Origin of the sequence: Serratia sp. H402Y, from assembly GCF_051172415.1 — a bacterium.
GTDB lineage: Bacteria > Pseudomonadota > Gammaproteobacteria > Enterobacterales > Enterobacteriaceae > Serratia > Serratia ureilytica.
Genome location: NZ_JBPIYZ010000001.1, coordinates 2,461,819 through 2,482,309, shown reverse-complemented (window position 1 = coordinate 2,482,309; position 20,491 = coordinate 2,461,819). Strand labels below are relative to the sequence as shown.

At 58.3% G+C, this 20,491-nt stretch carries 18 protein-coding genes; 11 read left to right on the top strand and 7 right to left on the bottom strand.

Annotated elements, in window-relative coordinates:
• The first annotated feature begins 2 nt into the window (after positions 1-2).
• From citX to dhbA, 7 genes are all read left to right on the top strand, one after another.
• A complete protein-coding gene (gene citX, locus ACSBQS_RS12065; protein ID WP_033651845.1) occupies positions 3-551 on the top strand; it encodes a citrate lyase holo-[acyl-carrier protein] synthase in 549 nt (182 codons plus the stop codon).
• A complete protein-coding gene (gene citG, locus ACSBQS_RS12060; protein ID WP_033651844.1) occupies positions 532-1,416 on the top strand; it encodes a triphosphoribosyl-dephospho-CoA synthase CitG in 885 nt (294 codons plus the stop codon). The genes citX and citG overlap by 20 nt, the downstream gene beginning before the upstream one ends.
• Before the next feature lie 25 nt (positions 1,417-1,441).
• Positions 1,442-2,905: an anion permease gene (locus ACSBQS_RS12055; RefSeq protein WP_033643712.1), complete on the top strand. Its 1,464-nt coding sequence runs from the start codon at positions 1,442-1,444 to the stop codon at positions 2,903-2,905.
• 146 nt (positions 2,906-3,051) lie between these two features.
• Positions 3,052-4,281: a bifunctional glucose-1-phosphatase/inositol phosphatase gene (gene agp / locus ACSBQS_RS12050; RefSeq protein ID WP_434990620.1), complete on the top strand. Its 1,230-nt coding sequence runs from the start codon at positions 3,052-3,054 to the stop codon at positions 4,279-4,281.
• A 161-nt stretch (positions 4,282-4,442) separates the two neighbouring features.
• Complete coding sequence (locus tag ACSBQS_RS12045; protein WP_342163514.1) at positions 4,443-5,135, top strand: 4'-phosphopantetheinyl transferase family protein; 693 nt, start codon at positions 4,443-4,445, stop codon at positions 5,133-5,135.
• A gap of 189 nt (positions 5,136-5,324) precedes the next feature.
• Positions 5,325-6,515: an isochorismate synthase gene (locus ACSBQS_RS12040; protein ID WP_047025376.1), complete on the top strand. Its 1,191-nt coding sequence runs from the start codon at positions 5,325-5,327 to the stop codon at positions 6,513-6,515.
• Between the two features lie 100 nt (positions 6,516-6,615).
• Positions 6,616-7,374 (top strand): 2,3-dihydro-2,3-dihydroxybenzoate dehydrogenase, encoded by a 759-nt coding sequence (dhbA, locus tag ACSBQS_RS12035; protein ID WP_039565253.1) that lies wholly within the window; start codon positions 6,616-6,618, stop codon positions 7,372-7,374.
• A gap of 1 nt (position 7,375) precedes the next feature.
• Here the strand turns inward: dhbA and rarD are convergent, their stop codons facing one another.
• The gene (rarD, locus tag ACSBQS_RS12030; RefSeq protein ID WP_033643705.1) at positions 7,376-8,254 is read right to left on the bottom strand and encodes an EamA family transporter RarD; all 879 of its coding nucleotides are present in this window, start codon (positions 8,252-8,254) and stop codon (positions 7,376-7,378) included.
• A gap of 139 nt (positions 8,255-8,393) precedes the next feature.
• On the opposite strand from rarD, the gene alkB reads away from it, so the two are divergent.
• Positions 8,394-9,041: a DNA oxidative demethylase AlkB gene (alkB, locus tag ACSBQS_RS12025; RefSeq protein WP_147838501.1), complete on the top strand. Its 648-nt coding sequence runs from the start codon at positions 8,394-8,396 to the stop codon at positions 9,039-9,041.
• On the opposite strand, the gene ACSBQS_RS12020 is transcribed toward alkB, so the two are convergent.
• A complete protein-coding gene (locus ACSBQS_RS12020; RefSeq protein WP_434990616.1) occupies positions 9,024-9,959 on the bottom strand; it encodes a LysR family transcriptional regulator in 936 nt (311 codons plus the stop codon). The genes alkB and ACSBQS_RS12020 overlap by 18 nt on opposite strands.
• Before the next feature lie 85 nt (positions 9,960-10,044).
• Between ACSBQS_RS12020 and ACSBQS_RS12015 the strand changes: the two genes are divergently transcribed.
• Positions 10,045-10,674, top strand: coding sequence for an alanyl-tRNA editing protein (locus ACSBQS_RS12015; protein WP_187048928.1), 630 nt, complete (start codon positions 10,045-10,047; stop codon positions 10,672-10,674).
• Between the two features lie 5 nt (positions 10,675-10,679).
• Here the strand turns inward: ACSBQS_RS12015 and ACSBQS_RS12010 are convergent, their stop codons facing one another.
• Positions 10,680-10,922 carry a hypothetical protein gene (locus tag ACSBQS_RS12010; protein ID WP_015378427.1) on the bottom strand — a complete coding sequence of 81 codons (243 nt, stop codon included), beginning with the start codon at positions 10,920-10,922 and terminating at the stop codon, positions 10,680-10,682.
• Between the two features lie 319 nt (positions 10,923-11,241).
• Here ACSBQS_RS12010 and ACSBQS_RS12005 point away from each other — a divergent pair, with 319 nt between their 5' ends.
• Entirely contained in the window at positions 11,242-11,997 is a 756-nt protein-coding gene (locus tag ACSBQS_RS12005) for a glycosyltransferase family 2 protein (protein WP_116286325.1), read from the top strand.
• A gap of 110 nt (positions 11,998-12,107) precedes the next feature.
• On the opposite strand, the gene ACSBQS_RS12000 is transcribed toward ACSBQS_RS12005, so the two are convergent.
• The 4 genes from ACSBQS_RS12000 to ACSBQS_RS11985 form a co-directional block, all read right to left on the bottom strand.
• Positions 12,108-13,748, bottom strand: a complete 1,641-nt coding sequence (locus tag ACSBQS_RS12000) for a Na+/H+ antiporter (RefSeq protein WP_016927100.1) — start codon at positions 13,746-13,748, stop codon at positions 12,108-12,110.
• A 191-nt stretch (positions 13,749-13,939) separates the two neighbouring features.
• Entirely contained in the window at positions 13,940-16,279 is a 2,340-nt protein-coding gene (locus ACSBQS_RS11995; RefSeq protein WP_353440249.1) for a membrane-bound PQQ-dependent dehydrogenase, glucose/quinate/shikimate family, read from the bottom strand.
• A 457-nt stretch (positions 16,280-16,736) separates the two neighbouring features.
• Positions 16,737-16,910 (bottom strand): hypothetical protein, encoded by a 174-nt coding sequence (locus ACSBQS_RS11990; protein WP_154219870.1) that lies wholly within the window; start codon positions 16,908-16,910, stop codon positions 16,737-16,739.
• 495 nt (positions 16,911-17,405) lie between these two features.
• Positions 17,406-18,293, bottom strand: a complete 888-nt coding sequence (locus tag ACSBQS_RS11985) for a helix-turn-helix domain-containing protein (protein WP_172756168.1) — start codon at positions 18,291-18,293, stop codon at positions 17,406-17,408.
• A gap of 696 nt (positions 18,294-18,989) precedes the next feature.
• On the opposite strand from ACSBQS_RS11985, the gene ACSBQS_RS11980 reads away from it, so the two are divergent.
• On the top strand, positions 18,990-19,838 hold the full coding sequence (locus tag ACSBQS_RS11980; RefSeq protein WP_332107738.1) for a helix-turn-helix domain-containing protein: 849 nt from the start codon (positions 18,990-18,992) through the stop codon (positions 19,836-19,838).
• The last annotated feature ends 653 nt before the right edge of the window (positions 19,839-20,491 follow it).

The window sequence follows — 20,491 nt, the reverse complement described above, 5'->3', positions numbered from 1 at the left end:
CGATGGCCGCCGTCGATCCTCAACTGGCCGCCGAACGTGCGGTCAGCCTGCCGGAGCTGCTCACCAGCCGCGAATGCCGTCAGGCGCGCCAGCAGGCGTGGCTGGCGCAGCACGAGTGCACGCTGCTGGTGCTGACGCTGGTGGTGCCCGGCCCGGTGAAGGACAGCGCGTTGACGCGCGGCATTTTCAACCTCGGGTGGGCGGCGCTGCTGCGGCTGTGCGCCGAACAGGGCTGGCCGAGCCCGCAGGCCGAGGCGCTGGCGCTCGCCACCGGCTGCGAAGGGTTTGTGGCGCTGCGCGCCGACGCCCAACGGGTAAAAGATTGCGCCATGCAGCTGGAGGTGAGCCGCCCGATCGGCCGGCTGTGGGATATCGACGTGCTGGATGCGCAGGGACGAATCCTGTCGCGCCGCGACATCGGCCTGCCGGCGCGGCGCTGCCTGCTGTGCGGCCAACCGGCCAAGATCTGCGCCCGCCAGCGGCGGCATGGCAGCGAGCAGCTGCTGCAAGAAATGGAAAGGATGTTCAACGATGCGATCTCTGCCGATTAATCCACCCGCCCGCCGAGCCGAGCCGGCCTGCGACTTCGCCCGCGCCGCCTTTCGCGCGCTGTTGGTGGAGGTCAACCTCACGCCCAAACCGGGGCTGGTGGATCGCCATAACACCGGCGCCCATCGCGACATGGATCTTGGGCATTTCTACCGCAGCGCCCGCGCCATCGGCGTGTGGCTGCCGCGTTTTATCCAGCGCGGCCGCGAAGACGCCTGCCGGCCGGCGGAGCGGCAGCTGGCGCGGCTGCGGCCGCTCGGCCTGGCCTGTGAAAACCAGATGTTTCGCGCCACCGGCGGCATTAACACCCATAAGGGCAGCGTGTTCTCACTCGGGTTGCTGTGCGCCGCCTTCGGCCGCCTGCAGCAGCAGGGCCGGGCCATCAGCGCCGCATCGTTATGCGCCGAAGTGGCGGCGATGTGCCGAGGGCTGGTGGACAGCGAGCTGCGATGCAACAACGCCGGGCAGACCGCCGGCCAGCGCTTGTTCGCTGCGTATGGCCTCAGCGGCGCGCGCGGCGAGGCGGAATCCGGTTTTCGGTTGGTGCTTGACGGCGCGCTGCCGCTGTATCGGCAACGGCTGGCCGCCGGCGGCGACGAACAGCGGGCGCTGCTGGACAGCCTGCTGTGGCTGATGGCCCACAACGATGACACCAACGTCGCCTCGCGCGGCGGCCTGCGCGGGCTGCGCTGGCTGCGGCGCCGGGCGGCCTTGCTGCTGGCGCAGGGCGGCTCGGCGGGGGAGGCGGGCCTGGCGCGCCTGCGGCGCTTCGATGCCGATTGCATTGCCCGCAACCTCAGCCCCGGCGGCAGCGCCGACTTGTTGATAGTGACCTGGCTGCTGGCGCAGCTGGGTGCCCAAGAATAATAACCAAGCCTTCAGGAGAGTCCCTATGTCCCAAACCCAGGAAAAGATCTGGAAAGCGATAGCGCCGCTGGCGGTGCTCGCGATCCTGTTATTGATACCGGTGCCCGACGGCATGCCGCCGCAGGCGTGGCACTATTTCGCCATCTTTGTGGCGATGATCGTCGGCATGATTCTGGAGCCGATCCCGGCCACCGCCATCAGCTTTATCGCGGTGACCGTCAGCGTGCTGAGCGCCAACTGGGTGCTGTTCGGCGCGCAGGAACTGGCGGAGCCGGGCTTCAAGGCCGGTAAAGAGGCGCTGAAATGGGGGCTGGCAGGCTTCTCCAGCACCACCGTCTGGCTGGTGTTCGGCGCCTTTATCTTCGCGCTGGGCTACGAGGCCACCGGGCTGGGGCGGCGCATCGCGCTGTTCCTGGTGAAATTCATGGGCAAGCGCACGCTGACGCTGGGCTATGCGGTGGTGATCATCGATATCCTGCTGGCGCCGTTCACGCCGTCCAACACCGCGCGCACCGGCGGCACGGTGTTCCCGGTGGTGAAAAACCTGCCGCCGCTGTTCGATTCCTTCCCTAACGATCCCTCTTCGCGCCGCATCGGCGGCTACCTGATGTGGATGATGGTGGTCGGCACCAGCATCAGCTCCTCGATGTTCGTCACCGGCGCCGCGCCGAACGTGCTGGGCATCGAGTTCGTCGGCAAGATAGCCGGGGTGCACATCAGCTGGATGCAGTGGTTCCTGGCGTTCCTGCCGGTCGGCCTGCTGCTGCTGATCATCGCGCCGCTGATCTCCTACTACCTCTACAAGCCGGGCGTGACCCACAGCAGCGAAGTGGCCGCCTGGGCGAATACCGCGCTGGGGGAAATGGGCAAGCTGACGCGCAAGGAGTACACCCTGATCGGCCTGGTGCTGCTCAGCCTGTGCCTGTGGGTGTTCGGCGGCAAGGTGCTGGACGCCACCGCGGTGTGCCTGTTGGCGGTGTCGCTGATGCTGGCGCTGCACGTGGTGTCGTGGAAAGACATTACCAAATACTCCAGCGCCTGGAATACGCTGGTTAACCTGGCGACGCTGGTGGTGATGGCCAACGGCCTGACGCGCTCCGGCTTTATCGATTGGTTCGCCCAGACCATGAGCACCCACCTGGACGGCTTCTCGCCGAACATGACGGTAGTGGCGCTGGTGCTGGTGTTCTACTTCGCCCACTACCTGTTCGCCAGCCTGTCGGCGCACACCGCCACCATGCTGCCGGTGATCCTGGCGGTCGGCAAAGGGTTGCCGGGCGTGCCGATGGAGCAGCTGTCGATGCTGTTGGTGCTGTCGATCGGCATCATGGGCGTGCTGACGCCGTACGCCACCGGGCCGGGGGTGATCATCTACGGCTGCGGCTATGTGAAGTCGAAAGACTACTGGCGCCTGGGCGGCATTCTCGGCGTGGTGTACATCGCCGCGCTGCTGCTGATCGGCTGGCCAATCATGAGCCTGTGGTACTGAGTTGACGCACAGCGGCCGCCGCCCGGTGGCCGCTGGTACGATCTTTTCCCGTGAACCCTGTCACACACTTGTCACACTAACCCCGCCATCATACGCAGGCAAACGCTAACACCTTAAAAATAATCATTTTCCGGGAGCCTCTGCGGATGAGAAAAAAAACGTTATTGCTGTGCCTGCCTTTGTTATTCACCGGGAACGCGCTGGCGGACGCCGGCGGTTATCAACTGGAACAGGTGCTGGTGATGAGCCGCCATAACCTGCGCGCGCCGCTGGCCAACAACGGCAGCGTGCTGGCGCAGTCCACGCCGAAGGCCTGGCCGGCCTGGGAAACGCCGGGCGGCCAGCTGACCACCAAGGGCGGGGTGCTGGAAGTGTATATGGGGCACTATTTCAACGCCTGGCTGAAGCAGACCGGCCTGTTGCCGCAAGAGGGCTGCCCGACCGCCGGCAGCGTGTACGTCTACGCCAACAGCCTGCAGCGCACGGTGGCCACCGCGCAGTTCTTCAGCAATGGCGCGTTCCCGGGCTGTGACGTCAGCGTGCACCATCAGGACAAGATGGGCGAGATGGATCCGACCTTCAACCCGATCATCACCGACACCAGCGAAGCCTTCAACCAGCAGGCGCTGACGGCGATGAACGCCGCGCTGGGCTCGCTGAAGCTGGACGCCTCTTATCAGCAGCTGGCGAAGATCATCGACTACAAGGATTCCGCCGCCTGCAAGACCGACAAACACTGCGACCTGACCAAAGAAGCCAGCGTGATGAGCGCGGTGCCGGGCAAAGAGCCGGGCGTCTCCGGCCCGCTGCGGGTGGGCAACTCGCTGGTGGACGCCTTTATGCTGCAGTACTACGAAGGTTTCCCGATGAAAGAGGTGGCCTGGGGCAAAATCGCCACGCCGCACCAGTGGCAGCAGCTGGCGCAGTTGAAAGACGGCTATCAGGATTCGCTGTTCACCTCGCCGGTGGTGGCGCAGAACGTCGCCAAGCCGCTGCTGACCTACATCAACAACGCGCTGCTGGGCGAGCGAAAACCGGACGCGCCGAAGCTGACGGTGCTGGTGGGCCACGACTCCAATATCGCCTCGCTGCTGTCGGCCATGCAGTTCCAGCCGTATCAGCTGCCGCAGCAGTACGAGAAAACGCCGATCGGCGGCAAACTGGTATTCCAGCGCTGGCGCGACGCGCAGAACGACCGTGAATTGCTGAAGATCGAGTACGTCTATCAGTCCACCGAACAGCTGCGCAAGGCGACGCCGCTGACGCTGCAAACCCCGCCGCAGCGCGTGACGCTGGCGCTGAAAGGCTGCCCGATCGATAAAGACGGCTTCTGCGCCTGGAGCGATTTCGAGAAGACCATGAAAGGCATCTTGTAATGCCCGGCCTCTCTCCCGAATGCGGGGGAGAGGCCTTTTCCCACTTCGCCCAACGCGCCTCCGCGCGGGACTTAACGCCATTTATTTTGCCCAGGGTCATTGTTGCAGGCCGTTTCGGGGGCTAACATCATCAGCCTGCCTGCTTATCATGGATACCGCCGTTGCCCACTTTTATCCGCAATATCGAATTTTTCACGCCGGACGGCTATCCGGGCCAGGTGGCGCGCTGCCAGTTTGCGCTGGCGGAGTATCGCGACGACGGTTTTCCCGAGGCGGGCTTTGCGCTGCCGGACCACCTGGCGCGCGCGGTGCCGAAACGCCGTGCGGAGTATCTGGCCGGGCGTGTTCTGGCGCGGCAGCTGCTGGCGCCGCTCGGTTTCGCCGACTTCACCCTGGCGCGCGGCGAAGATCGCGCGCCGCAGTGGCCGCCGGGCATCGCCGGGGCGCTGAGCCATAATTCGCATACCGCGCTGTGCGCCGTACACCCTGAGCGCGGGCTGGGCGGCGTTGGGCTGGATGTGGAGACGCTGCTGTCCGTGGCGCGAGCGGAGGAGCTGTGGAGCGCGATCGTTTCACCGGCGGAGCGCGAGACGTTGCTGGGCGAAACGCTGCCGTTCAACGAGCTGCTGACGCTGACGTTTTCCGCCAAAGAGAGCCTGTTCAAAGCGCTGTACCCGCAGGTGCGCCGATATTTCGATTTTCTTGATGCGCGGATGGTGGCGGTGGATGCGCAGCGGCAGACGTTCGAATTGGCGCTGCTCACCACGTTGACGCCGCATTGCTGCGCCGGACGGCGTTTCGCCGGGCGGTTTTGGCGCGAAGGTGACGATGTCACGACTTTTATTTTTTGCTAAAACACAATAATAACAGTGTGTTATTTCTTGTTGTGGCGTAACGCGAATTTGCCGCGGCGTGCGGAAAGATTCATTCATCGGAGATTGACCGACGGTGGGGATCCGGTGTAATTTACCCACCCTTTACAGCTAATGATAATTATTCGCATAAACATTATCATTGGTGAGGCGCAACAAAGGAGTGGTCTTGTGGCGACACTGACGACAGAAAACCAAACCTTCTCCGGGTTTGAGTACGCCGAACAATCGACCTTTTTGTACCGGTCAGAATTCCGTTCCCTCTCCGCCCACGGCGTGTTTGAGCGTATCGAGACGCCGGCGTTCGGCGGCGAGCAGGAAGGCAGCGCGCTGGCGCAACATATTCGCCAGGCGCTGGCGCGCGCCAAAGCCGCCGGCCAGGCGGCCCCGGTGGTGGTGGGCGCCATTCCGTTCGACACGCGCCGGCCTTCCTGCCTGTATATACCTGAAGAAAGCCGATTCGTCGCCAACGACAGCTTTATCCGCGCCGCGCGCCCGATGCTGCAACAGCCGCATCGCCTGGTCGCCTGCACCAGTATTCCGGACGAACCGCGATTCAAACACGCGGTCGCGGAAGCAGTCAGCCGCTTTAAACAAGGCAAGCTGGACAAGGCGGTGCTGTCGCGCATCCTCGATATCGAACTGGAGCAGCCGGTGGCCGGCCACCGGATCCTCAATAACCTGATGGTGCAGAACCCGACCGGTTACCACTTCTCCCTGCCGCTGGCCGATGGCAGCGTGTTGATCGGCGCCAGCCCTGAACTGCTGATCCGCAAGCAGGGCGGCGAGATCCACACCAATCCGCTGGCGGGCTCGGCGCGCCGGCAGGACGATCCGCAGCAGGATCGCCTCGGCAGCGAGCGCCTGATGCGCTCGACCAAAGACAAATACGAACACAAGCTGGTGATCGACGATATTCGTCGGCATCTGACGCCGCTGTGCGCTACCCTGAGCGTGCCCAGCGGCCCGTCGCTGCTCAGCACCGGCACCATGTGGCACCTGTCCACCCGCATTCGCGGCGAGTTGCTGAATCCGGATCTCAACGTGATGCAGCTGGCCTGCCTGCTGCATCCGACGCCGGCGCTGTGCGGCTTCCCGACCGAAAGCGCCCGCCAGCTGATCGCCGCTCTGGAACCGCACGATCGCGGCTTGTTCAGCGGCATTGTCGGCTGGTGCGACGCCAACGGCGACGGCGAGTGGGCGATCGTCATCCGCAGCGGGCTGCTGCGCGGCAACCGGGTGCGGCTGTTCGCCGGCGCGGGCATCGTCGCCGCCTCGACGCCGCAGTCCGAGTGGATGGAAACCACCGCCAAACTGGGCACCATGCTCAACGCTTTCGGCCTGAACAGCGGCGCGCTGTAGGCCTCTTTGCGGCGCAGTCCGCGCCGCGTCATAGCCTTTCGCAGGAGACAACGATGAACAACAACATGACCCGGCGGTGCGCCCGGATGGCGGTGCGTGCATGAGCATTCAGATGGATTTCACCGGCAAACGCGTGTGGGTGACCGGCGCGGCGCGCGGCATCGGCGAGCAGATCGCCCGCCACTTTTTAACTCAGGGCGCCGAGGTGGTGGGGTTTGACCGAGAATTCGCCAATCCGGATCTGCCTTACCCCTGCGTGACGTTGGACATCAGCCGGCCGGAGCAGGTGGAGGCGGTGTGCCGCCAACAGCTGGCGGAGAACCCGCGACTGGACGTGTTGGTCAACGCCGCCGGCATTCTGCGCATGGGCAATACCGAAGATCTGAGCGTGGATGACTGGCACCAGTGCATCAACGTCAACGCCTCGGGGGCGTTTTACCTGTTCCGCGCCGTGCTGCCGCACTTCAAGGCGCAGCGCAGCGGGGCGATCGTCAGCATCGGCTCCAACGCCGCGCACGTGCCGCGCGCGCAGATGGCGGCCTACTGCGCCTCCAAGGCGGCGCTGACCAGCCTGAACCACTGCGTGGGGTTGGAGATGGCGCCGTTCGGCGTGCGGTGCAATCTGGTGTCGCCGGGCTCGACCGACACGCCGATGCAGCGCGGCATGTGGCAGACCGACGATGCGCAGCAACGCACCATCGCCGGCTTCCCCGAGATGTTCAAGCTGGGGATCCCGCTGGGTAAAATCGCGCGTCCGGACGAGATCGCCAACGCGGTGCTGTTCCTGGCCTCGGATTTGGCCAGCCACATCACCATGCAGGACATCGTGATCGACGGCGGCGCCACGCTGGCCGCCTGAGTCAGACCCGCTGGCGGCGCAGCAGGTGCCGCGCGCCCTCCGCCGCCAGCAGCAGCACCGCCAGCCAGATCGCCAGATAGGTTGGCCATTCGCTTTGGCTGATGCTCTCGCCGAGCAGCAGCGCGACAAGCACCAGCAGCACCGGTTCCACATAGCTCAGCAGGCCGAACAGGCTGAACGGCAGCATGCGGCTGGCGAGGATGTAACACACCAGCGCCACGGCGCTGATGACGCCGAGCAGCGGAATGCGCCAATACAGCTCGGCATTGATCTGCAGCGCCGCCGCGCCGCCGTCGCCGAAGGCGAACCAGGCCGCCGCCGGCAGCATCAGCGTCAGCTCGCACCACAGGCCGCCGAGATTGTCGGTGCCGAAACGCCGCCGCAAAATAAAGTAGAGCGGATACCCCAGCGCTACCACCAGCGTCGGCCACGATACGCCGCCCGCCTGATACAGCTCATTGCCCACCCCCGCCACGGCGCACGCCACCGCCAGTTTTTGCAGCAGCGACAGCCGATCGCGGTAGATCAAACGGCCCGCCAGCACCATGGTCAGCGGCAGCAGAAAATAGCCGAGCGACACGTCGAGCGCCTTGCCGTGCAGCGGCGCCCACAGGAACAGCCACAGCTGCACTCCCAGCAGCGCCGAGGTGAGCAGCAGGCCCAGCAGACGCGGCGGCCGTTGGCCTATCCCGACCAGCGTGTCGCTCACCTTGCGCCAATCGCCGGACAGCGCCATGAACAGCGTCAGGAACGGCAGCGTCAGCAGCGTGCGCCAGCCGTAGACCTGTTCGCCGTTCAGCGGGGTGAGGGTAGAGGTGAAGTAATACATCGCGCCGAACAAGATGGAGGCGACGACCGAAAGAGTGATGCCCTTAATCACACGCATTCCTGGTGAGTGATTGATTTTATGGCGGCTACTGTAGAGAAATTTGCCGCCAACGACAATGGCGCAGCCGGGCGCTGGACAATCGGCGGCGGCGGGTTACAATGAATACTGTGTATTCATACAGGTTTTGGCGATGACAATCGATCTTTTTGAAGACGCGCTGCCGCCGCCGTGGCGTGAAGAGATCGCCCCCGGCGCGGTGGTGATGCACGGCTTTGTGCGCGATCACGGGCCGGCACTGCTGGCGGCGGTGCAGGGCGTGGTGGCGCAGGTGCCGTGGCAGCATTTGACCACCCCCGGCGGGCATGTGATGTCGGTGGCGATGAGCTGGTGCGGCAACGGCTGGACCAGCGACAGCCGCGGCTACCGTTACTCGGAACGCGACGCGCGCAGCGGCAAGCGCTGGCCGGCCATTCCGCCTATTCTGATGGCGTTGGCGGACGAAGCCGCGCAGCAGGCGGGCTTTGGCCCCTTTGTACCGGATTCCTGTTTGATGAACCGTTACGATCCGGGCAGCAAGCTGTCGCTGCATCAGGATAAAGACGAGCACGACTTCGGCGCGCCGATCGTCTCGGTGTCGCTCGGGTTGCCGGCGGTGTTTCAGTTCGGCGGCCTGCAGCGCAGCGATCGGGCACGGCGCATCCCGCTGGCGCACGGCGACGTGGTGGTGTGGGGCGGCCCGTCGCGGCTCTGTTTCCACGGCATCCTGCCGGTCAAGGAAGGCTACCACTCGCTGGTGGGGCCGCACCGCATCAACATCACGCTACGCAAGGCGCTTTAGCTGCGGCTCCTGCGCCAGGCAGGCGACGAGATAGTCGATAAACACCCGCAGTTTGGGCGGCAGATACTGGTTGGGCGCGTAAAGCAACCACAGGCCGCCGTGATAGCTGCTGAGGAAATCCCATTCCGGCAGTACCTGCACGATCTCGCCCTCGTCGAGCGCCTGGCGGGCGGTAAAGTACGGTAGGCTGCCGATGCCGATATGCTGTTTCACCGCGTCCAGCCGCACGCCGGTGTGGTTGGCGGCGTAGCGGCCGCGCACGTTGACCGTCACCGTTTTGCCGCTGCGGCGGAACTTCCATTGCGCGTCGCTCGGCGTTTCTCCCAGATAGATGCAGCTGTGCGCCGCCAGATCGTGCGGGTGCTGCGGCGCGCCGTGCTGCGCCAGATAGTGCGGCGTGGCGCACAGCAGGTGGTCTATTCGCATCAGCTGACGGCCGATCAAGCCCGGCGACGGGCGATCGGTAATGCGTAGCGCCAGATCGACGCGGTCGTCGATCAGATCCATATAACGATCTTCCAGCCGCAGCCTCACGTCCACCTTCGGGTAGCGGCGCAGGAACGCCGGCATGTGCGGATGCAGCACGAAACGGCCTACCGCCTTGGGCACGCTGACGCTGACCAGCCCTTCGGGCTCTGCGGCGCCGCGCCCGCCGATCGCCATCACCGCGTCGGCCGCCGCCAGCAGGGTGCGGCAGTGCGCAAACGCCTCTTCGCCGCTTTCACTCAGCCGCAGTTTACGGGTGGTGCGATGCAGCAGCTGCAGCGCCAGCGCCTGTTCGAGCTTCGCCACGCTGCGGCTGACGGCGGAAGGTGAAGCGCCCAGTTTGCGGGCGGCGGCGGAAAAGCTGCCGCTCTCCACGACCTGGACGAAAACGGCCATTTCGGCCAACAGCGCGTAAGAAAGATTTGTGCTCATGACGCAAAGGTCCATTGTGATGGCGACGGATTATGCTCCGATTATGACATGAATATAATGGCTCTTCGAACCGAGGAGAAAAATGATGACCGAGCGACGTTATTACTACAGCGACGATTTACAGGGCCAGGCGCAGGTATTGAGCTGTGAGCCGGCTGAGGCGGGCGCTTACGCCGTGGAGCTGGACGCCACGCTGTTTCACCCGCAGGGCGGCGGGCAGCCGGCCGACGTGGGAGCGTTGAACGGCGTCGCCGTGCTGCGGGTGCAGCAGCAGGGGGATAGGGTGTTGCACTATACCGCGGCGCCGCTGCCGATCGGGCCGGTCAATATGCAGGTCGACGAAGCGCAACGCCGGCTGCACGCCCGCTGGCACTCCGGCGGCCATCTGATCGGCTGGCTGGGGGAAACCCGCGGTTGGCGGCCGGTGAAAGCGCATCATTGGCCGGGAGAAGGGCGCATCACGTTCACGCCGGAGCCGGACGTACAGACGCTGGAGGCGGCGTTTTTACACGCGGAGCTGGCGCGCCTGATCGCCGCCGATTTGCCGCGACGCCAACAGGCGGTGGACGGGATGCGCCAGATCGGTTTCGGCGATCTGCCCGCCTACGGCTGCGGCGGCACGCATGTCGCCACGCTGGGCGAGGTGGGCGCGATCGCGATTACCGGCGTAAAGATGAAGAAAGGGCAGCTGATCGTGCAGTATGCGCTGGGATAAAAGCGTCAGCGCCCGGCCTGCCGCAGCTGGGTGCAGAAGGCGCACTGGCATCCCGCCACCGGCACCGCCTCACAGCGGCCGATATTCACCGGCTGGGCATCCATAGCGTGAAAGCCGTAAAACAGATTTTCGATGTTCTGTTCCGCCGCACGCGCCTGTTCGGTGCGCGGCTCGGGCACTTTTGACTGAAACGCCGCAGCCTTGCCGGCCAACAGGCTGAGAAACAGCAGCGACAGCTGGATTTTCATCGTCGTCTTCCCTTTGCTTTTTTTGATACGTTATAACAAAACCAAAGCGCCGCCAAGCGCCGCTCTCGCGTTCGGCGCCCGCCGGCGCGTGAGCCGGTGCGGTGAACGCCCGAGCTAAATTTGGGTTACTCGTTGATTTTATTGAAATTGATGAAATAGTCAGATGCCATCATCCAGGGCATGACAGGGCAGCCAATATTCTAAATACTTAATTGAAGAGGCGCTCGGGGCAGGAGAAGCGCTTTGGGCGTGCGTTTTTGCACGGCGCGCCCGCCGTTTTTGGCATGGACTGCATTTTCTCAGTGTCGTGGATTGTAAAATGGATTTTTGTAACCGGATTTCCGTGTGTTTATTGACGTTTAATTCATCGCGCCTGCTGCGTGACGTGTTGCAACCTGTGGCGGCGTTCGCCGATGAAATCATCGTGGTGGATTCGGGCAGTACTGACGGCACCTTGGCCATTTGCGACGACTTCAATATCAAGCCTCTTTATCACCCGTTTGAAACCCATGGCCGGCAAATGAATTACGCCATATCCCGCGCGCGATATGACTGGGTTTTGTGCCTGGACAGCGATGAGATCATGGATGATGAAGCGGTCGACGCGATGCGGCTTTTCAAGCGCACCCCAGGCCCCGACAAAAATAACGCCTATCGCATTCGTCGCGATTGGTTTGTGCTGGGACAGGCGGTCAGAACGCTTTATCCCGTCTCGTCACCGGATTTCCCCGTTCGCTTTTTTCATCGCCAGGTGGTGAAGTTCAATGATGCGCCGGTAGATGATGCGGCGGAAGGGGGCGCATCCACCTTGATACTGGCCGGGCACGTTAAACACGACACTTTTTTCTCAATCGAGGAAGTGTTTGCCAAGCTGAACAGCTATACGGCGCGCGTGGTGAAATACAAGGCGATAAGGCCATCGATTCTCCGAGGGGTGATTAGCGCCATCGGCGCATTTTTCAAGTGGTACATTTTCAGCGGCGCCTGGAAAGCGGGCCGGGTCGGGGCCGTGACCGGCGTTTACGCGGTGTCCTACAGCTTTTTGAAGTATTTCAAGGCGTGGTACCACAGATAGCCGAACGGCGGGCGTGGCGTGAGCTCCCGTTCGATTGCGGCGCGCGATTGCGGCGTTGGGCCGGCAACCGCGCGCCGAAGGCGGGGGGCGAACCGCCTTCATCTCCTCGTTTAAACGCTGTCTTCAGCGATCAGCACCTCAGTAATATCAATGCGATGCAGCAGCTTTCTCTGTTTCTCATGGCTGATTTTCTTCATGCGGCGCAGCCGGTACAGCTCTTCTCTTTCCGCGTGCAACGAGGCTAAGTACAGCTGCTTTTCCAGCCGCTTCAGCGCCACGATATTCTTAACGTCTTCTTTGGTCAGAATTTTACGTTGCAGCACGTCCAGCATCCGCCGCGTCGTTTCTTCAATCAGTTCCGGCGTGGCGTCGTCCGGCGGGGCGACGAGCAGCTTTTCCTTGGTTTCGTTGACGGCCTTGGTCGCCGCGCTCGCCAAGGCTTCTGAAACGGAGAAAGCCTCTTCCTGATCTTCTTCCGGCGGCAGATTGCCGCGCAACAGGAAGGGCAGCGTGACGATGCCGACGACGATCGAGAGCAAGATGACTCCCGAGGCGATAAACACCAGCTGATACCGCCCCGGGAATGGCGAGCCATCCAATAGAAACAGCGGAATTGACAGCACGCCCGCCAGGGTCACCGCCCCTCGCACCCCGGCAAAGGCGGCGACGAACAGATCGCGCGTGCTGAATTTCGAAAATAACAGCGGATCTTTGCGCATCAGGGTCGCGCTGCCGACCTTCATCAGCCACAGCCAAATCAAACGCACGGCGATCAAACTAAAATAGATGATCACCACGTAAGCCAGCAGCGTCTCCAGGCTGATGGAATGATCGATACCGGTTTGCGCCACTGTGAAGTTCAAGATGCCCGGCAGCTGCAGCCCAAGCAGAATAAACACCATGCCGTTAAACACGAACTCGAGCATTTCCCAAATATTATTGGTGCGTAAACGCACCAGCGGCATGCTGCGATTCACTTTGGATTGGCCAATCATCATGCCGGCGCTGACGGCGGCCAGGATGCCGGATACGCCGATTCTTTCCGCAATCAGGTAGCAGGAAAAGGGCAGTAACAGCGAGAAAATAATCTGGGTGGCGGAATCGTTATACATCCATTTATGGATGAACTTAACCATTTGATTATAGAGAAAGACAATAATGATGCCGCACAGCACCCCGCCAATCGATACCTGAAGAAAGGTCAGAAAGGCGCTCTCCAGGGTAAACGCCATCGCGCCGAGCGCGACAGCGATGGAGAAGTTGAGGGAAACCAACCCGGAGGCGTCGTTCATCAGCGCCTCCCCTTCAATTACGCTCATCACAGGTTTGGGCATGCGTCCTTTACCGACGATGCCGGACAGCGCCACGGCGTCCGTTGGCGACAGAACGGCGGCCAGGGCAAACGCGGCGGCGAGGGGGATTGACGGGAGCAGGAAGTGAATCAGATAACCCACCCCGACGACCGTGATGATCACCAGCACCAGGGCCAGACAAAGGATTTCTCTGCCGTAATGGATGAACTCTTGCGCCGGCGTTTTCCAACCGTCGGCGAACAGCAACGGGGGAATAAACAGCATCAAGAAAAGCTCGGGATTGAAGTCGATATGCAACCCAAACTGCGGCCAGGCCAACACGGCGCCAACGATGATTTGCATCAGCGGAAGCGGGATCTGGAAGGGCAATATGCGCGTCACGACGCCGGACAACGAGACGGTGAGCAATAAGATCAATATGGTGAAGAATGTTTCCATCGTGAACCTTTTGTGGATTTAATTTTTCTCGCCGTTATCAAACGGTTTTCTGCATGCCGCCCCTCAGGCGGCTCGTCGGCCAAGGCTGAACAGCGGCCACGGCGGCCGCTGTCGATAAAGAAAGCGCAGTTGAGCAAGGCCGGTCTTCGCCCCGCTTGCCTGTGTGATGGCGCAGGCAAAAGGGCAAAGGGTTAAGGCAGCGCAAACGCCATCACGTAATCGCCGGTTTCTGACGAATGCGCGGCGCCGCCGACCACAATAACAATGTATTGCTTGCCGGTTTTAGGCGAAACGTAGCTCATCGGCGTCGCGCTCGCGCCGACCGGCAGCGCATATTTCCAGACTTCTTTGCCGGTGCTGCTGTTGTAGGCGCGCAGATAATAGTCCTGGAAGCCGGCGAAGAAGACCAGGCCGCCGGCGGTCGTCATGGTGCCCGCGTAGGTGGGCATGCCAACCGGCATCGGCAGGTGCGATCTGATGCCCAGCGGCCCCATTTTTTCGGCGGTGCCGGCCGGTATCTGCCAGGCGATCTTTTTATTTTTGTAATCGACGGCGGTGATCGTGCCGTAAGGGGGTTGGTTGCAAGGCACTTCGAGCGGCGACATCCACATCAACGTGATCATGCCGTATGGCGTGCCGATCATGGGGGAAGGCCCGTGGCCATCGATCACTTTTTGCGGGTACTGCTTCGCGACGCGTTCATAGCTGTCGCGCGCCACTAACCAAAATACATTCGGGATGCGCACATCGTTCATGTAAGCCATATGGTTCACAGGATCAATCGACATGCTCCCCCAGTTGAGTCCGCCTAAATTGCCGGGCTGCTCGAGCGTTGGGCGGGTGCCGATCGGGGTCATGTCGCCCTGGTAATTCATCTGTTTGAACAGGATGCGGCAGGCCATCTGGTCAAACAGGGTGGTGCCCCACATTTTTTCTTCGGTCAGGCGTTCGGCGCCAATGGTCGGCATGCCGACGGAGAACGGCTGGGTTGGCGAGAGGCGCTCTTCCTCTGCGGCGCCTTGGGTCGGCACGGCTTTCTCTTCAACCTGCGCCAGCGGTTTGCCGGTCTCCCGGTTCAGGTAGAAAATCTGCCCGCGTTTGGTGCCGAGCAAAAGGGCGGGCACCGGGCGATGTTGCTCATCAAAACCGTCTACCAGCGCGGGTTGGGACGCGAGGTCATAATCCCAAATGTCGTGATGCGTGGTTTGGAATTTCCAGCGCTCACGGCCTGTTTCAATATCAATGGCGACCAGGGCAGAGTTGTACTCATCCGAATTTTCCGGGCGATTCATGCCGTAATAGTCGGGCGTTGCATTGCCAAGCGGCGCATACAACAAGCCTAATTTGTCGTCATAGGCGGCGGTGGTCCACATATTCGGCGTGCCGCGCGTATAGGTGCTTCCGGCCGGCGGAGCCTTGGTGATGCCCGGATTGCCTAAGTCCCACGCCCAGTCCAACTCGCCGGTTTTGGCGTCGAACGCCCTGATGACGCCGGAAGGCTCGCCTTTCATTACGTTATCGATAACCCAGCCGCCGACGATAATCTTCCCTCTGGCGATGGTCGGCGCCGAGGTTTGGAAGTAATAACCCGGTTTGACTTCCCCCATATGCTGGCCGAGATTCACCTCACCGTTTTGACCGAAGGCAGGGCATTTCTGGCCCGTTTTGGCATCCAGCGCAATGAGGCGGGCATCGATCGTGGTGTGAACGATCGTTTTCTCGCACAGAGCGCCTGGCACAACATCCTCATTTTTGTAGTAGCCAAGCCCGCGGCAGCGTTGCCAAACGGGGGAGGTGGAATGCGAGTCAAATTTCCAGCGCGCTTTACCCGTATCGGCATCGATAGCGGTGATAAGACCGTTGGGCGTGCAGCTATACACCACATCATCAATCGCGAGCGGGGTGTTTTGGTCCACGCCCGGCCGGAAATCGCCGGTGCGATACACCCAGGCGAGTTTCAGATCTTTGACGGTTGAACGGTTCACCTGATTGAACGGCGCGTAGCGCGTTCCTTCCGTCGTGCGGCCATAGGCGCTCCAATCGGCAGGCGCATTGTCGCTTTTGCTCTCGATAAACGTCACGTCGCCAGCAGGGGTAATTTCGCCATGGGGAAAGAAGGCGCCGATAAAGAAAGCGACAAAGGCCACGGATAATGCCGAACCGGCGATGTAAGCCTGCTTTTGACTCTTGGCGCCGTGCAGGTACGAGGGAAGTAAAAACGCGGCGATAATAGAGAGGCCGGCGGGCACCAGCAGGCGAGGGAACAATGCCCAGTAGTTAAGCCCCGATTCCCAAAGCGCCCACAGCACCGTCATCAAAAACAGCAGGCCGGTTAAGTAACAAGCCGATTTGCTGCGCTTGAGGACCAGCACTGCGGCGGCGATGTAGCCTATCCCGGTAATGGCATAGTAGAACGATCCGCCGAGGGCGATCAGCCAAATTCCCCCCACGGTTAACGCGACGCCAGAAAAAACCAGCAAGCAAAAGAACGTGATTATTGCGGCTCTCTTACCAAACGATGTTCTAATCATATGTTTTCCTTTGACTTTTAAATCCACATTGGATCACCATCCCATCGCTGCCAACGCGTGAAAATGCCGGCGCGAAAGGCAAGGCATGTCCCGCCTTGAGACTTTTTATTCTTTAACGCTTTAGGGGCATTGAGTTGTCGTTTTGATATCCATTTCAACAGTGGCCATTGCGGCTTGGATCAGTCGCCAGACCAAGATAAGGGGTTTTTATTGGGCGATGACAGAACGCGCGCGATAAAAATAACCATCAACATTTTTATTTAATACCGGGTTGTAACCGTCTCGCAGAGATACGGTTTTGGGTGCGCTGGGCAACCCGATATTTTATTGCAGTGATAAGCGCATTGAATGAAAGAGCCTCTCTGGACTAATTATTTAGAGTGATGATGAATGCGGAATTGCTTTTAATCACGAGGTTGCGTAGAGGTTTACCCTGCGTTGAGTTCAGGGTGAAACATCATTCTTTATCAAGCCGGTGTCGATAGAAGCGGCGAAAAAAATGATTCAATGCCATTCTTTCCCCATCGACATAGACAATATAACCTTTCCCGCGTTCGCCGACGGTGACTTTTTCAACATTAACATTAGGATAGTGTTTTTTTAGGTTTTTAGACCATACTTGAATACTCATAATTCTATTTTCCTGACGCGCTTTATTCTTGTTTAAGGCATATTGATAGCACCCGTAAAAATAAGTCTCGTGGAAATAAAATATCGTCACTACCTGGGGATGTCTACAAGCGTGCGGGCGGGATAAAGCGAAAAATGCCGGTTGCGCTCAGGCGGGGTATTTAGCACAAATATAATAAAAACAATAAGTTATCCAATCGGCCGCACAAAAAGCAAATGTGGGTAACACGTTGATATTTAAGGTTTTGGTATGTAAGTCATATCGAAGTCAACGCTTAACGGATAAGCGGTGATTCCTTGTGGGGACGATAAGAACTCATCTTGGCGCGATCTTCAGGGCGATATTGACGTGTTTTCCAATTAGATAAGTCTTAAAGTTGGCGCTTTGCAGCGAGTGGGTAATGAGTGGTTTTGTGTGTGAATTCATCATAACTCTTTATTGTCTAATATAAATAATTACCCTTTTTAATAAATAGCAACGCCGATAGTGACAGGGTTACCGCTCTGGCCCTGGCGCTACCTCTTTCTCTCTGTGTTTGATCGGGAAGACAATGGGGATATAGGTCTTCATCTCTATTCTATCGCCGTCTTTGGGGGTGATAATTTCAATGAGAAAGCGATCGATCATGCCAACTTTATTTATCGGGAATGATTTGGTGTAGATGCTTTGCGTGAATTTTTGCGCCTCATCGCTTGCGCCGTCAAAACAGAACTCTGCATAAAGTTGCATGTCTTTTTTTCCCTGGGCGTCGGCCAGAGAGGCAAGCACGCTGCCAAGACAGTCTTCTTCAGAAATATAGAGGGTCTTCAAATAGATGCTGACGTAATTCTCTTTCTTGATGCTCGCGCCAAAATTGAAAAAGTTAATCACGCCGCTGTCCGTTTTTTTCATGTTATCAATTGCCGCCAATCGCAGCGCGGAAACCGCAGGATGGAAGTGATCTATCTCTGCATCAACGCCATCCCCAGAATCGTCGAAAAATTTTGGCAGGTGCACATAGCGATGCTCGGGAATGCCGTCGAGAAACAGCAATGGGATGGCGGAGGACACGTCCCACGATTTACTTTTGCGATACTGCATCGGCGAGGTTCTGAATTGCTTGCGAAACGCCCGTTCAAAGGATTGATATGACTGAAAGTTCAGCGCTTTAACGATATCGGAAATAGAGAGGTTCGTCGCTTTCAACATAAATGCGGCGCGAATGAGTTTTCTGCCCCTCACATAGCTCCCGAAAGTCATCCCTGTTTCATCTTTAAACGCTTTTTGGATATGCCCGCGTGAATATCCGCTTTTTTCTGACAGCATCTCAACGGTGAGCTTCTCATTGAACCCACTTTCTTCCACCCAGGCGAGCAGCTCCTCAATGACTTTGGTTATAAACATGCAGGAGCTCCCTTTTAGTTATCTGCCTAATGGTTGCGTTGGGTAAAATAACGCGTTATCGGTATTCAGCGATAAGCCCCCAATTCATCCGATCTTTTAGGCAATATCCTGAGTATAGAACGCTTGCAATATTAACGCGGTAAATTAAAAAAAATGTACTTAAAAGTGTCATTTACCAAATAGCAGCGTATGGCGAAGAAGGAGAAAGTGCAGGGATACATTTTAAGTATATTAATTTATTGATTTTTATAAATTTATATGAATGAGTCAAGGTGGTGGGAGCACATTTTTTGCTCATTGATAGATAAAAACTCTATATGGCTGTCAATTTATTGACAGTAACATCTTTTCGAATCGAAATAATTAACTATTCTATGTTTAAGAGTGGGTGGTTAAGCGGCAAATAGGCCAGACAGGGGATTGCGCAATTAAATAATGGTTAATCCAAGGGGGTATCAAGGATAATGACATTCAGGGAGGCGTATGAGGGGGGTATTTTCACGAAAAATAGCGTTTGCTATTTATCTTCTGGCTGTGGCCTGCGTTTTTTGAGGCAGAATAAACGCTGAGCGTTTTCTGTCTTGGCGTCCGTGGTTTATCAGCGTTTTTCCACACGACTTCTTTGTGAATCTCATCTTGTGCGAGAGGGGAATCGGCATCTTTCGCCCTGGAAATGATTTTTGTGCAACGTGATGCGTGGATATATTTAAACGGATATGGGAATGCCATTCTTCGAAAGAAAGCAAGCCGGACAGCTTTTGGTTCCGCAAGAAGAGAGATGCATTCAATAATAAAAATAGCAAGATGACAGGCTTTACTATGGATTGTTCTAACAAGTTCAGACGCAATATTTTAGATGAGATAATCGCTATCATTGAAAAAGCCATTGATACACAAAGCCATGTATCAATAAGGGCGCTATCCATTAAGTCAGGGTATTCCATCGGGCATTTACAGCGGATGTTCTATTTGTATGAAGGGATGAAGATAGGGACTTATATCAGAAAGCGCAGACTAAGCCGCGCGACGTTATTGCTGAAATGTACCGATATGAAGATCTATGAAATCGCGTTGCTCTCCGGATTTAGTTCTCAGCAATCATTTAGCCGTGCGTTTTCAAATCAATTCGGTTGCCCGCCAAGAACATTCAGAACCCTGCGCGATTGGCCTTTTCTCAATTATCAACCGATTATTGGCTTCGATAAAGAGCCTTTCCCCAGCAGCATCGTGTACTTGAATTTGCATGAGTATTACGAGAATAAAAGGATCGTGCAACTGCTTTCGCCGGTAATCAGCCGGGGGCAGATGAAGGTAAACGTAAAGAATCCAATAACCTGTAGCCTGTACAACGCATCGGCAAAGTACATTGCGATCAGACGCAATGAAAAAAAGATGAGCGAAAACGAGTTCATCCTATCACTCTATGAGGGGGTGTTGGCTTCCCTGGATATCTTCATCACGCAAAGCGTAATCTTTAAAATTCACGATCACTGCCCAGGTGAAAAGGAAAACGTCAGCATGTGGTATTTCATCCCGATAAAATGAGCTCTGTTTATCGCGCGCGGCAGAAGGTTGCCTGATCACAACGGAAAGCTTGGGTTATGCCATCGATATTTTGATGGCGCCCTCCCGTCAACGCCCCATAAGCCTGTTTCCGCCAACGGAACGGTTGGTGAAGAAGAAAAAAAACCGACCGCGAGGGTCGGTAAGCATGGGGTATTCAATAGGTATGACAACACTACAATTAAATAATAGCGCGCGTTGAGGATTTGTCTTTACCGAAAAGTGTTATCTCACGGAACAATGGACTCGGCATGCGCGCATTCTCTTTGGCAATAAGTCGTGGGGCCTGCGACGCGCAGGCGTCATGAAATGAAGATAAAAAAAGCCGGCGATTAACGCCGGCCAATGAAACATCGACAATCTCTCTGAGATGCACGGCCCTACACGGGAAATAAGGCCATGCAGTTGCTATGTAATCCTACCTGGCGCGCTTTTTTTTACCAAAAAACGATATTTTTGGCAGGGGAGGCGGGGAAATAAAAAAGCCGGTCGTGACGACCGGCGAATGCGAAAATAACAGGGTAACGTTAATTGAAAGTGCACATAAAATGATAGCGAATTAATACTAGCACTGACATCGGCGGTATATTTTACCTAAAAATGTCTTTGCGGCATTGGCATTACCGCCCGGCTCC

Bases quoted from the DNA above. Each gene is read 5' to 3' on its own strand.
- citX (WP_033651845.1), top strand. From the start codon at position 3: ATGGCCGCCGTCGATCCTCAACTGGCCGCCGAACGTGCGGTCAGCCTG.
- citG (WP_033651844.1), top strand. From the start codon at position 532: ATGCGATCTCTGCCGATTAATCCACCCGCCCGCCGAGCCGAGCCGGCC.
- ACSBQS_RS12055 (WP_033643712.1), top strand. From the start codon at position 1,442: ATGTCCCAAACCCAGGAAAAGATCTGGAAAGCGATAGCGCCGCTGGCG.
- agp (WP_434990620.1), top strand. From the start codon at position 3,052: ATGAGAAAAAAAACGTTATTGCTGTGCCTGCCTTTGTTATTCACCGGG.
- dhbA (WP_039565253.1), top strand. From the start codon at position 6,616: ATGAGCATTCAGATGGATTTCACCGGCAAACGCGTGTGGGTGACCGGC.
- alkB (WP_147838501.1), top strand. From the start codon at position 8,394: ATGACAATCGATCTTTTTGAAGACGCGCTGCCGCCGCCGTGGCGTGAA.
- ACSBQS_RS12020 (WP_434990616.1), bottom strand. From the start codon at position 9,959: ATGAGCACAAATCTTTCTTACGCGCTGTTGGCCGAAATGGCCGTTTTC.
- ACSBQS_RS12015 (WP_187048928.1), top strand. From the start codon at position 10,045: ATGACCGAGCGACGTTATTACTACAGCGACGATTTACAGGGCCAGGCG.
- ACSBQS_RS12010 (WP_015378427.1), bottom strand. From the start codon at position 10,922: ATGAAAATCCAGCTGTCGCTGCTGTTTCTCAGCCTGTTGGCCGGCAAG.
- ACSBQS_RS12005 (WP_116286325.1), top strand. From the start codon at position 11,242: ATGGATTTTTGTAACCGGATTTCCGTGTGTTTATTGACGTTTAATTCA.
- ACSBQS_RS12000 (WP_016927100.1), bottom strand. From the start codon at position 13,748: ATGGAAACATTCTTCACCATATTGATCTTATTGCTCACCGTCTCGTTG.
- ACSBQS_RS11995 (WP_353440249.1), bottom strand. From the start codon at position 16,279: ATGATTAGAACATCGTTTGGTAAGAGAGCCGCAATAATCACGTTCTTT.
- ACSBQS_RS11990 (WP_154219870.1), bottom strand. From the start codon at position 16,910: ATGAGTATTCAAGTATGGTCTAAAAACCTAAAAAAACACTATCCTAAT.
- ACSBQS_RS11985 (WP_172756168.1), bottom strand. From the start codon at position 18,293: ATGTTTATAACCAAAGTCATTGAGGAGCTGCTCGCCTGGGTGGAAGAA.